The 12895-nt window shown below is 67.1% G+C and carries 9 protein-coding genes; 4 read left to right on the top strand and 5 right to left on the bottom strand.

Features of this window, described 5'->3' with window-relative positions:
• Positions 1-33: 33 nt before the first annotated feature.
• A complete protein-coding gene (leuS, locus tag BC102111_RS04515) occupies positions 34-2946 on the bottom strand; it encodes a leucine--tRNA ligase (protein WP_095375494.1) in 2913 nt (970 codons plus the stop codon).
• 173 nt (positions 2947-3119) lie between these two features.
• Here leuS and BC102111_RS04510 point away from each other — a divergent pair, with 173 nt between their 5' ends.
• Positions 3120-4928 (top strand): AMP-dependent synthetase/ligase, encoded by a 1809-nt coding sequence (locus tag BC102111_RS04510; protein ID WP_100227417.1) that lies wholly within the window; start codon positions 3120-3122, stop codon positions 4926-4928.
• A 99-nt stretch (positions 4929-5027) separates the two neighbouring features.
• Positions 5028-6059: a glutathione S-transferase family protein gene (locus BC102111_RS04505; RefSeq protein ID WP_095375493.1), complete on the top strand. Its 1032-nt coding sequence runs from the start codon at positions 5028-5030 to the stop codon at positions 6057-6059.
• 58 nt (positions 6060-6117) lie between these two features.
• Here BC102111_RS04505 and BC102111_RS04500 read toward each other — a convergent pair whose 3' ends face one another.
• On the bottom strand, positions 6118-6822 hold the full coding sequence (locus BC102111_RS04500; protein ID WP_095375492.1) for a DedA family protein: 705 nt from the start codon (positions 6820-6822) through the stop codon (positions 6118-6120).
• 112 nt (positions 6823-6934) lie between these two features.
• On the opposite strand from BC102111_RS04500, the gene BC102111_RS04495 reads away from it, so the two are divergent.
• Together BC102111_RS04495 and BC102111_RS04490 are read left to right on the top strand one after the other, a co-directional pair.
• Complete coding sequence (locus tag BC102111_RS04495; protein ID WP_095375616.1) at positions 6935-7984, top strand: YhjD/YihY/BrkB family envelope integrity protein; 1050 nt, start codon at positions 6935-6937, stop codon at positions 7982-7984.
• Positions 7985-8027: 43 nt separating this feature from the next.
• Complete coding sequence (locus tag BC102111_RS04490) at positions 8028-9512, top strand: glyceraldehyde-3-phosphate dehydrogenase (protein ID WP_063250142.1); 1485 nt, start codon at positions 8028-8030, stop codon at positions 9510-9512.
• Between the two features lie 127 nt (positions 9513-9639).
• On the opposite strand, the gene BC102111_RS04485 is transcribed toward BC102111_RS04490, so the two are convergent.
• Genes BC102111_RS04485 through BC102111_RS04475 form a run of 3 tightly spaced genes read right to left on the bottom strand, consistent with a single transcriptional unit; the run spans position 9640 to position 12894 of the window.
• Positions 9640-10236, bottom strand: coding sequence for a hypothetical protein (locus tag BC102111_RS04485; RefSeq protein ID WP_009377089.1), 597 nt, complete (start codon positions 10234-10236; stop codon positions 9640-9642).
• Entirely contained in the window at positions 10233-11201 is a 969-nt protein-coding gene (locus tag BC102111_RS04480) for a D-2-hydroxyacid dehydrogenase (RefSeq protein WP_176472420.1), read from the bottom strand. Before BC102111_RS04480 ends, BC102111_RS04485 begins: the two co-directional genes overlap by 4 nt.
• Positions 11143-12894 (bottom strand): MDR family MFS transporter, encoded by a 1752-nt coding sequence (locus tag BC102111_RS04475; protein WP_095375491.1) that lies wholly within the window; start codon positions 12892-12894, stop codon positions 11143-11145. The genes BC102111_RS04480 and BC102111_RS04475 overlap by 59 nt, the downstream gene beginning before the upstream one ends.
• Between the last annotated feature and the right edge of the window lies 1 nt (position 12895).

Raw genomic sequence — 12895 nt, 5'->3', positions numbered from 1 at the left:
AGGTCTGAGCCCTTCCTGGTCAGAGGCCTGGACTCAGGCCTCGGGGACGATGTTGACGAGCTTCGGCGCCTTGACGATGACCTTGCGCACGCCGGCTCCGCCGAGCGCCCGCTGGACGTTCGACGACTCGAGAGCGAGCGCCTCGAGGTCGGCCTCGGAGATGTCGGGGGCGACGTCGAGACGGGCCCGGACCTTCCCCTTGACCTGGACGACCGCGGTGACGGTGTCGGCGACGAGGTAGGCGGGGTCCGCCTCCGGGAAGTCGACGTAGGTGATCGAGGACTCGTGGCCGAGCCGCGACCACAGCTCTTCGGCCAGGTGCGGGGCGAAGGGAGAGAGCATGATCGCCAACGGCTCGAGGACGTCGGCCGTGGCGGCACCCTGCTTCGTCAGGTGGTTCGTGAGCACGATGAGCTTCGAGATCGCCGTGTTGAACCGCAGATGGTCCATGTCGTCGCGGACTCCGGCGATGACCTGGTGGGCGACCTTGAGGGTCTCCGGGTCGGCGGTGCCCTCGGCGATCACGGACTCTCCGGTCGTCTCGTCGACGAAGAGGCGCCACACCCGCTGGAGGAAGCGCTGGGCGCCGACGACGGCGCGGGTCTCCCACGGACGGTCCTGCTCGATGGGACCCATCGACATCTCGTAGACGCGGAACGTGTCGGCGCCGTAGGCGTCGTACATCTCGTCGGGCATGACCGAGTTCTTCAGGGACTTGCCGATCTTGCCGTACTCACGGTTGACCTGCTCGCCCTGGTACCAGAACGTCAGCTCGCCGTCGTCGCCGGCCCGCTCCTCCACCTCGGCGGCGGGGACGTAGACGCCGCGGGAGTCCGTGTAGGCATACGCCTGGATGTAGCCCTGGTTGACGAGCCGGTGGAAGGGCTCCGAGGACGTGAGGTAGCCGAGGTCGTGGAGGACCTTGTGCCAGAAGCGGGCGTAGAGGAGGTGGAGCACGGCATGCTCCTGACCGCCGACGTAGAGGTCGGCGCCGCCGCGCGGCTTCGCGTCCCGCGGCCCCAGCCAGTACTCCTCGTTGACGGGGTCGACGACGGCCGAGGAGTTGTGCGGGTCGGCGTAGCGCAGCTGGTACCACGAGGAGCCGGCCCAGTTGGGCATCGTGTTCGTCTCCCGGAAGTACGTCCGCGGACCGTCGCCGAGGTCGAGTTCGACCTCGACCCAGTCGCGGTTGCGGCCGAGCGCCGGCTCCGGCTGGGAGTCGGCGTCGTCGGGGGCGAAGGTGCGCGGGGCGAAGTTGTCGACCTCGGGCAGCTCGACGGGCAGCATCTCGTCGGGCAGGGCGATCGGGGTCCCCGTCTCGTCGTAGACGATGGGGAACGGCTCACCCCAGTAGCGTTGCCGGGAGAACAGCCAGTCCCGCAGGCGGTACTGCGTCGACTCCTCGGCCAGGCCCTTCTCCGCCAGCCACGCGGTGACCCTCGCCTTCGCCTCGTCGACGGCGAGCCCGTTGACGTCGACCTCGGCGTTGGCGGAGTTGATCATCACTCCGGGGCCCGTGTACGGGGTGTCCTCGTCGTGGTCGGCAGGCGGCTGGACCGTCCGGACGTAGGGCAGACCGAACTCCTTCGCGAACTCCCAGTCGCGGGCATCCTCGGCGGGCACAGCCATGATCGCGCCGGTGCCGTAGCCCATGAGGACGTAGTCGGCGACGAAGATCGGGATCTGCTGCCCGGTGGCCGGGTTCTCGGCGTATGACCCGGTGAAGATGCCGGTCTTCTCCCGGCTCTGCTGCCGGTCGGCGTCGGTCTTGGCCGCCGCTGCCCGCTGGTAGGCGGCGATCGCCTCGGCGGGGCTGGCCGCTCCGCCACGCCACTGCTCGGGGGTCTGCGGATCCCACTCTGCTGCGGTCAGCTCGGCGACCTGCGGATGCTCGGGGCTGAGCACGAGGTAGGTGGCGCCGAAGAGCGTGTCCGGTCGGGTCGTGTAGACCTCGACGGAGGACTCGGAGCCGGTCAGCGGCAGGCGCAGCAGGGCGCCCTTCGAGCGGCCGATCCAGTTGACCTGCATCCGGTGGACCGCGCTCGGCCAGTCGAGGGCGTCGAGGTCGTCGATGAGACGGTCCGCATAGGCGGTGATGCGCATGTTCCACTGGCGCAGAGTGCGCGTGTAGACGGGGAAGTTCCCGCGTTCGGACAGCCCGTCGGCGGTGACCTCCTCGTTCGCGAGCACGGTGCCCAGGCCCGGAGCCCAGTTGACCGGGGACTCCGAGACATAGGCGAGCCGGAAGTCCTGGAGGACGGTCTCCTGCTCGGCGTGGCTGAGCTCCTGCCACGGACGGCCGTCGGGGGTGGGGCGCTGACCGGTGGCGAACTGCTCGATGAGCGTGGAGATCGGCCGGGCTGCACCCGTGCCGTCCTCGCCGGGGGTCTGCGCTTCGGGGTCGTACCACGAGTTGAAGATCTGGAGGAAGATCCACTGCGTCCACTTGACGAAGTCGTCGTCGGTCGTCGCGAAGCTGCGGCGCTCGTCGTGGGCGAGGCCGAGCCGGCGCAGCTGTGCCTTCATGTTCGCCATGTTCGCGTCCGTCGTGATCCGCGGATGCTGCCCGGTCTGGACCGCGTAGAGGTCCGCGGGCAGGCCGAAGGCGTCGTAGGACAGCGCGTGCATGACATTGCGCCCGCGCATGCGCTGGTAGCGGCCGTAGACGTCGGTGCCGAGGTAGCCCAGGGGATGTCCGACGTGGAGTCCCGCGCCCGAGGGGTAGGGGAACATGTCCATGATGTAGAGGGATTCCCGCTCGCCGAGGTCGGACGGCGGTCCGTACGCGGACGCTGAGGAGGCGTCGAGGTCCTGGCTGAGGTCACCGGTCGGGTTGGGCGTGTGGAACGTGCCCGCCTGCTCCCATGTGCGCTGCCAAGTCGACTCGATCTTCTCCGCCAGCTCCGCGTCGTAGCGGAAGCCGGTCTCCTCAGGGTTCGTCGTCATTACCAACCTTCACCAGACTTCACGTTTGATCCATCGTAGCCTGAGCGTTCGGCCCTCTCATGTGGCTAGACTGCAGATGAGACCTCGCAGGACGGAAAAGGTGAGCGATTTCACTACTGAACGATCGCACACTAAGCTTACTGGGCAGTCACCCATGTCCCGAAGGAGTACACATGAGCCCATCGACAATGCCCCAGTCATCCACTCCGGTCGTCGGGTTCGACGTGGACACGACGTCCTCGACGACCGATGTCCTCCTCTCCCGCCTGGAGTCCCACCCCGACCACGGCGCCCTCGCGAAGTTCTCCGACGGGGAGTGGGTCGAGGTGACGACCGCGGACTTCGTCGCGCAGGTGCGTGCGGCCGCCAAGGGGCTCATCGCCTCGGGCGTCGGGTTCGAGGACAAGGTCGCGATCTTCGGCCCCACTTCCTTCGACTGGACTCTCAGTGACTACGCCGTGTGGTTCGCCGGGGCGATCTCCGTGCCCTTCTACGACACGTCCTCTCAGGACCAGCTCGCTTGGATGCTCGAGAACGCCGAGGTCACCAGCGGCCTCGTCGCGACCCGGGAACACGCTGAGCGGGTCCGCGATGCCGCGGCGATCGCCGGTCTGCCCGCCCCGCGCCTGTGGATCTGGGACGAAGGCGCGTTCCTCGACCTCGCCGCCGCCGGCGAGAGCGTGAGCGACGCCGATCTCGAGGCCCGGCGAGCGCAGGTCGGCAGCGAGTCGATCGCGACGATCATCTTCACCTCGGGCACCACCGGACGCCCGAAGGGCTGTGTGCTCACCCATGCGAACTTCGTCCAGACCGCGCAGGCCGCCGAGCAGCAGATCCCCGAGGTGACCGGAGAGGACGGCCGCTGCCTCCTCTTCCTCCCCCAGGCCCATGTCTTCGCCCGGTTCATCGAGGTCCTCTGCGTGTCCACGGGCGCCCTGCTCGCCCATCAGTCCGATCTCACGAAGCTCACCGACGCCCTCGGCAGCTTCAAGCCGACGTTCATCCTCGGCGTCCCCCGGGTCTTCGAGAAGGTCTTCAACTCGGCGCTGGCGAAGGCGCAGGCCGGGGGGAAGGAGAAGATCTTCCGGCGTGCGGAGAAGGTCGCCGTCGCCTATTCGAAGGCCCAGGACGCCGGCAGGGTCCCGGCCTCGCTCAGGCTCCAGCACGCCCTCTTCGACAAGCTCGTCTACAGCAAGCTTCGCGAGATCATGGGCAACAACGTCAAATGGGCGGTCTCGGGCGGCGGACCGCTGGGCACCCACCTCGGCCACTTCTACCGCGGCATCGGCCTCATCGTCCTCGAGGGCTACGGCCTGACCGAGACGACGGCGCCGATCACGGTCAACATCGTCAAGAAGTCGAAGATCGGCACGGTCGGCGTGCCCCTGCCCGGCGCCACCGTCGCCATCGCCCCCGACGGCGAGGTGCTCGCCAAGGGCGTCCCGGTCTTCCGTGAGTACTGGAAGAACCCCGAGGCCACGGCCAAGGAGTTCCACGACGGCTGGTTCGCCACCGGTGACCTCGGCTCCCTCGACGAGGACGGCTACCTGAGCATCGTCGGACGCAAGAAGGAGCTCATCGTCACCTCGAGCGGGAAGAACATCGCGCCGGCTCCGCTCGAGGACGCCCTGCGCCGCCACCCGATCATCGGCCAGCCCGTGCTCGTCGGCGACAACCGGAAGTTCATCACCGCGCTCATCTTCCTCGACCCCGAGATGCTGCCGACGTGGCTGAAGAACCACGGCCTTCCCGAGATGACACTCGAGGAGGCCGCGGAGGACGACACCGTGCGGCAGACGATCGAGGCGGCCGTCGAGCGTGTCAACCGCACAGTCTCCCGCGCCGAGGGGATCAAGAAGTTCCGCATCGTCCCCGTCGAGCTCAGCGAGGCCAACGGCTACCTCTCGGCCAAGCAGTCGGTCAAACGCCACATGCTCGGCAAGGACTTCGCCGACGAGATCGAGGCCCTCTATGCGGAGTGAGTAGTATAGATTTCAACCACCGTGTCGGCCGCGGCCGTCGGGACGCCGTCAGGCGACCGCGGCCAACAGGGGGTCCACCATCGCCAGAGAGGAGATCCCATGTCGAACGACACCGCCGCCTACGTCAACGTCGGCGAGGAGTACAACCGGGACACGAACTACATCGAGGACCGCATCCTCGATGATCCCGACGCCCGCTGGCCCGTCGAACCCGGTCGCTATCGGCTCATCGCCGCCCGTGCGTGTCCGTGGGCGAACCGCACCGTCATCGTCCGCCGCCTCCTCGGCCTCGAGGACGTCATCTCGCTCGGCATGCCCGGGCCCACCCACGACCAACGGTCGTGGACCTTCGACCTCGATCCCGGCGGCGTCGATCCGGTGCTCGGCATCGAGCGCCTCCAGCAGGCGTTCTTCACCCGGTTCCCCGACTATCCGCGGGGGATCACCGTGCCGGCGATCGTCGACATCCCCACCGGCGCCGTGGTGACGAACGACTTCCCTCAGATCACCGAGGACTTCGCGACGCAGTGGCGCTCCTACCACCGGGAGGGTGCGCCCGATCTCTGGCCCGAGGAGTCTCGGGACGAGATGGAGTCGCTCATGAAGCTCATCTACACGGAGATCAACAACGGCGTCTACCGCTGCGGATTCGCCGGGTCCCAGGAAGCCTACGACAAGGCCTTCGATCGCCTCTTCACCGCGCTCGACACGATCGAGGAGCGGCTGGCGACCCGCCGGTTCCTCATGGGCGAATCGATCACCGAGGCGGACGTCCGGCTCTTCACGACGCTCGCACGCTTCGACCCGGTCTACTACGGGCACTTCAAGACCAACCGCACGGCGCTGCGCGACTTCCCCAACCTGTGGGGGTACGCCCGTGACCTCTATCAGACGCCCGGGTTCGGCGACACGATCGACTTCACGCAGATCAAACAGCACTACTACATCGTCCACAAGGACATCAATCCCACCGGCGTCGTTCCCGACGGACCGGATCTCTCCGGCTGGCTCACCCCGCATGGTCGTGAGGAGCTCGGTGGCCGTCCGTTCGGCGACGGCACGCCGCCGGGACCCGTGGCCGCCGGCGAGGAGGTTCCCGTCGAGCACACCGCCGCCGCCTGGGTGAGCTGAGACCCTGATGGCGTGACTCGCCGAGGCGATCGCCGATGGAGGCCTGGACCCGCGGGGTTCAGGCCTCCGTCGTCTCCGCTCGGCTGCGGCGACGGCGACTGCGGACCTTGAGGACGATCCAGACGACGACGGCGATGACGACGACAGCGATGACGAGTGTCTGGAAGTACCCGGCGTAGGTCTCGACGATCGACCAGTTCTCGCCGAGGAGGAAGCCCGCGACGATGAGGACGGTGTTCCAGATCGTGCTGCCGGCGGCGGTGAGGAGGATGAACTTGACCATGGGCATCGCACGCATGCCCGCTGGAATCGAGATGAGCGAGCGGAAGATGGGGATCATCCGCCCGAAGAAGACGGCCTTGTCGCCGTGACGGTCGAACCACGAGACCGTCTTGTGCACGTCGGCGACGTCGACGAGCGGCATCTTCACCGCGACCCGCACGATGCGGTCGAGACCGATCCACCGGCCGATCGCGTAGAGCAGGACGGCCCCGACGACCGAGCCGATCGTCGCGAAGACGATCGCCAGGACCAGGCTGAGCTGACCGCGGCTGGCGGTGAAGCCGGCCAAGGGCAGGACGAGCTCGCTGGGAATCGGGGGGAAGATGTTGTCGAGGAAGACAAGGAACCCGACGCCGATGGGACCGAGGGTCTCCATGATGCGCACTGTCCAGGCGGAGAAGCCGCTGAGGTTCTCCGCGGCGCCGGAGGCGACGGTGTCCATGAGCAGTCCGGGCGCGGCGAGAGCGGCGGTGTGCGACATGCGCAACAGTCTAGGCAACGGCCTTGTCTGCCGCTCACAGAGCGCTCCCAGCGGTTAGTGTGGGAGCAGACACCGCACCGAACGAGCACTCAGTGACATGAAGGAGCACTCAGTGACACCAGCGAAGATCCTGGCCTCACGCAGTCCGGTCGCCGAAGCCGGACACCACGCCATCACCCAGCCCGGGCCCGCACATCTCATCCGCGCAGTGCAGCGCTTCATCCAGCGGCTCGGCAACCAGTTCGGGGCGGCGATCACTTACTTCCTCGTCCTCGCCATCGTCCCCATCGCGATGTTCACCTTCGCCGGGCTCGGTTTCGTCCTCGACGTCCTTCGGCCCGACCTCGTTCCCGTCATCACCGAGCAGATCGAGGCCTTCTCCCCCGGCAACTCAGCGATGACCGACCAGCTCGAGGGCTTCCTCAACGACTGGCAGGCAGTCGGCATCTTCGGTATCCTCGCGGGGCTCTACACCGGGCAGGGATTCATCGGCAACCTCGGAGCGGCAGTGCGCGCTCAGCTCCACGACGACTTCGACGACGAGGTCAACCAGCCGTTCGTCAAGAAGTTCGTCGGCAACACCGTGACCCTCCTCGGGCTCATCGTCGGTCTGCTGCTCACCGTCGCCCTCACGGTCGTCGGCACCGGCCTGCGGTCGTTCATCACCGACCTCTTCAACCTCTCCGGCTGGATGTCCGGGCTTCTCGTCGCCGTGCCGATGCTCATCACGTTCGGGGCGTCGTGGCTGATCTTCATGTTCCTCTTCACGATGCTGCCCGAACATCCGGTGGACAAGCAGGCGAAGGTGCGGGGCTCGCTCATCGGAGCGGTCTGCTTCGTCATCCTCCTCAACCTCGCCACCGTCCTCGTCGACCTCTTCTCCGCGGGCAAGGCCGCGGGTGTGTTCGGGTCGATCATCGCGATCATGCTCACGCTCAACATCTTCGCCCGCATCATCCTCTTCGTCGCCGCCTGGATCGGCACCGCGCAGGCTCCGCGGCCGAAGGAGGACGACACCGCTGATCACGGGTTCATCGAACCGAAGCTCCAGGCGCAGACTCTCGGTGCTCTCATGGCCGGTGCCGGGATCGTCGCGCTCACCCTGCTCGGCTTCAAGCGCTTCGACGAGAGGCGGTCGGAGAGCGCATCGGCGACACGGTAGAATGGAGCGGGAACTAGTCAATTGAATAAAGGGGACTCGACCTTTGACTGAAGCAACCACAGCTCGTCTCGACGAGTGGGCGAAGAAGCAGACTGCGGCTGAAGACCTCATCCCGCTCGTCGGCCGCCTCTACCGCAACAACGACGTGCTCCTCACCCTCTTCGGGCGTTCGCTGCAGGGCAAGTCCGTGACCGGCATGATCAAGGCTCACCGCTATGCCCGTCACTTCCTCGGCGAGGAGCTCGACATCGAGACCACGCTCGAGGTCGTCCGCGCTCTCGCCGACCTCGACCTCGGCCCTGCCCGGATCGATCTCGGTCGCCTCATCGTCAAGCTCAACGAGCAGTCGGCCTCGACCGCCGATTTCCTCGCCGCTGAGCTCGACCAGGTCATCGGTGCGCAGTCCTCCGACGATGAGGGCGTCCGCGACGTCGTCCTCTACGGCTTCGGACGCATCGGGCGTCTGCTCGCCCGCATCCTCATCGACCGCGCCGGCGGTACCGGGATGCGTCTGCGTGCGATCGTCGTCCGCCGCGGCGGGGAGAACGACATCGTCAAGCGAGCCTCGCTGCTGCGCCGCGACTCCGTGCACGGAAAGTTCGACGGCAGCATCGTCGTCGATGAGGAGAACAACACGATCCTCGCCAACGGCACCCTCATCCAGGTCATCTACTCCGATGACCCCTCCCAGGTCGACTACACCGCGTACGGCATCAATGACGCGATCATCGTCGACAACACCGGCAAGTGGCGCGATGAGGAGGGTCTGTCGAAGCATCTGCAGAGCAAGGGCGCATCGAAGGTCCTGCTCACCGCTCCGGGCAAGGGCGACATCAAGAACATCGTCTTCGGCGTCAACGACTCCGATATCACCGACGCGGACACGATCCTCTCCGCCGCGTCGTGCACGACGAACGCGATCACCCCGGTGCTCAAGGCGCTCAACGACCGCTTCGGTGTGCGCAACGGCCACGTCGAGACGGTCCACTCGTTCACGAACGACCAGAACCTCATCGACAACTTCCACAAGGGCTCGCGTCGCGGCCGTGCCGCCGGCCTCAACATGGTGCTCACGGAGACCGGTGCGGCGAAGGCTGTCGCGAAGGCTCTGCCCGAGCTCAAGGGGAAGCTCTCGGGCAACGCGATCCGCGTGCCCACCCCGAACGTGTCGATGGCGATCCTCAACCTCAACCTCGAGACGCCGACGACCGTCGACGAGCTCAACGCGTTCCTCCGTGAGACGTCGATGAACTCGCCGCTGCGCAACCAGGTCGACTACGTCGCCTCCCCCGAGCTCGTCTCGACCGACCTCGTCGGCTCGAAGCGTGCGGGTGTCGTCGACGGTCTCGCCACGATCGTCGACGAGGACCGCGTCGTCGTCTACGTCTGGTACGACAACGAGTTCGGCTACAGCTGCCAGGTCATCCGCTGCGTGGCGGAGATGGCCGATGTCGACACCCCGGCCTTCCCCGTCGTGGAGCAGGCCGAGGCCGTCGTCGAGACCGAGCCCGAGGTCGCCCCGGTCTGATCCGCTTGGTCGGTCCGGACTGAGTCCGGTACTCCGAAGAGGCGCCCACGTTGTGAACGTGGGCGCCTCTGTCGTCCGTCTTCGTCGGCGACGGCTGTCCGGATCTTCCTGATCGCCGCCGAGGTGGTCAGGCCCTGCCCTCGCCTCGGCGCTCCCGCTCGAGGGCGTCGTGGAGCCAGATCGGGGTGAACGTGGCGAAGCGCCGGGAGAGTTCGTCGTCGCCGTCGAGGATGAGTGCGAACCTGTCATCGGCAGTCGAGAGCTCGTGCGCCCAGATCGGGCCGAGGCAGGCGAGGAGCAGGCAGGCGAGGACGACGGCGGCACCGAGGATCGGCGTCTGCGGCCACAGGAGGATCCCGAGGAGCACGCCGAGGACGGCGAAGCCGATCGCGATCGCCATGCCGCCGGAGCGGGTCCGCGGGACACGGGGCGTCGCCGGTCGTCTCGCCGCCACCGAATCGAGCGGGTCCCGACCGAGCCTGGTCCACGCGACGATCGCACCGAGGGCGCAGACGATGCCGATCATGATGAGGCTGAAGGCGGAGAAGAGGAGCACGGCATCGATCCTCTCCCCCTGTGCCTGCAGTGCGGCGCCGAGCCCGGCGACGAGCATGGCGACGGCGAGGACGAGCATGCTCAGCAGCCGCGCACGCCTGATCGCCGTGAGCTCGGCGAGAACCCGGGCGAGATAGCTGCGTTCGGCGTCGCCGTCGATCGTGCTCATCGGACGAACCCTGCCTTCTTGTCGACGGTGTGGGGAAACGGAGTGCCCTGCCGGTGGAGGGCGAAGAGCTCGAGGAACTGATCCTCCAACCGCTGGCGCCACCCGTGGGTGTCTCCGGACATGTGCGGGCTGATGACGACGTTCTCGCACTCCCACAGCGGGTGGTCGGCCGGCAGCGGTTCGACGTCGACGACATCGAGGGCGGCACCGGCGATCGATCCCGCAGCGAGGGCGTCGACGAGGGCGGCGGTGTCGACGGTCGCGCCGCGGCCGACGTTGACGAAGAATGCGTGGGGATCCATCGCTGTGAACACGGAGGCGTCGAAGAGGCGCTCGGTGCGTTCGGTGAGCGGGGCGATGTCGATGATCCAGTCGAAGCCGGACACGTGGGCGGCGAGCTCGCCCGAATCGATGATCGTGCCGAAGTCGGGGTCACCGCCTCGCGCGTGACTGCCGGCTCCGACGACCTCGACGTCGAGCGCGCGGAGCACGTGCGCGATCTCGCGTCCGATCGCCCCGGTCCCGACCACGAGCGCCCGCGTGCCTGAGAGGTCGGAGGTCGACTGGCGGTTCCACGCCTGACGACGCTGGTCGGCGAGGACGGCCGCCAGCGACTTCGCGTGGAGGAGCAGGAAGCCGAGGACGAACTCGGCGATCGGCCGGTCGAAGACGCCGCGGGCGTTCGTGACGACGACGTCGGAGTCGATCAGGTCGTCGAAGAGCAGCGAGTCGACTCCGGCGGCGGCCACGTGGACCCAGGCGAGGTCGTCGGCACGGTGGAACTGTCCGGCCAGCGCCGTGGAGAAGAAGTCCCAGAGCAGGAGCACATCGGTGCCCGGCAGAGCGTCGCCGAGCTCATCGGCACTGGCGGCGACGCGGACCTCGACGTCCTCGAGGTCCCCGAGGTCACGCAGGCGGTCGGGAACCCCGTCCTGGGGTGTCGTGAGAATCGTCAGTGTCGTCATCCGCGGAAGCTTTCGTGATCGTCGGCAGACTCAGACTATCCGATGCCGGGGTCGCTGCGGCAACCTCGGCGCCCTCAGGGACGAGGACGTGCTCACGGCTCGTCGTGTCCTTCTTCAGCGTCTTCGCCAACGGCGTGTTCGGCAGGAAGAGGAGAATGACGAAGCCGGCGAAGGCAAGCGGAGCCACCCAGAGGAAGAGGGGCACGAGTGCGTCGTTGTACGAGGTGATGATGAGGGTGTGCAGGGGTTCGGGCATCTGGGAGACGATCTGCGGGGTCAGACCCGTCGAGGAGACCTGAGGCGGCTGCGCGTCCGGTGAGGCGGCGGCGAGGTCGGTCATCCCGGCCTTGATGTTCTCAAGCAGACGCTGGGTGAACACCGAGCCGATGAACGCCATGCCCAGGGTCGCTCCGACCTGGCGGAAGTAGTTGTTCGCAGCCGTCGCGGTGCCGACCATCTCGACGGGGAAGGCATTCTGGACGACGAGCACGAGGATCTGCATGCTCAGGCCGAGGCCGAGGCCGAGGAGCGCGAGGCCGACCATCGGCTCCCACGCGGGGCTGTCGGCCTTGAGCGTCGAGAGGAGGACGAGGGAGGCACCGATGAGGAGGATGCCGATGAGCGGGTAGCGCTTGTACCTTCCGGTCCGTGCGACGACGAAGCCGATGAGGGTCGAGGAGAGGAGCATCGTGCCCATCATCGGGACCATCATCAGTCCGGCCACGGTCGCGTCGATGCCGTGGACCATCTGCAGGTAGGTCGGCATGTAGGAGAGAACGCCGAACATGCTCACACCGATGAAGAGGCCGGCGATCGTCGAGAGCAGGAAGTCGCGGTTGACGAAGAGTCTCAGCGGGATGACCGGCTCGCTCACCTTGGATTCGACGATGACGAAGGCGACGGTCGCGAGGGCACCGACGACGATGAGTCCGTTGATCTGCCAGGAGCCCCACTCGTAGTCGTGGCCGCCCCACGCGGAGACGAGGACGATGCAGGAGGTGACGATCGAGATGAGGGCCATGCCACCGACGTCGATCTTCGGGCGGGGGCCGTGCGTGTGTTTGGGGATCTTGAGGAAGACCGCTGCGGCGATGAGCGCGACGGCTCCGAGCGGGAAGTTGATCGCGAACGCCCAGCGCCAGCCGGGCCCTTCGGTGAGCCACCCGCCGATGAGGGGGCCGGCGACCGAGGAGACGGCGAATGCGGAGCCCATGATGCCCATGTACTTCCCGCGCTCGCGGGCCGGCACCACAGAGGCGATGATCGACTGCGAGAGGATCATCATTCCGCCGCCGCCGATGCCCTGGAGGACACGGCCGAGGATGAGCGTCGACATCTCGTTCGCGACGAGGGCGAAGACCGATCCGGCGAGGAAGCAGCAGATCGCGAACATGAACAGCGGCTTGCGGCCAAAGAGGTCGCCGACCTTGCCGTAGATGGGCATCATGATCGTCGAGGCGAGCATGAAGGCCGTCGACACCCAGAGCATCTGGTCGACTCCGTCGAGTTCGCCGACGATCGTCGGCAGCGCCGTGGCGAGCACGGTCTGGTTGAGGGAGAACATGAACATCGCGATCATCAGTCCCACGAAGAGGAGGATGATCGCCGAGGTGGTCATCGGCTGCGTGTCGTTGCTGTGGTTGCCCGGTGAGGTCGTCATGTCCCCGGTCCTCAGGTCGTTGTTGCTTCTCATC

This window comes from Brevibacterium casei CIP 102111 (genome assembly GCF_900169275.1).
Classification (GTDB): Bacteria; Actinomycetota; Actinomycetes; order Actinomycetales; family Brevibacteriaceae; genus Brevibacterium; species Brevibacterium casei.
This window is presented reverse-complemented; position numbering and strand designations above follow the sequence as displayed.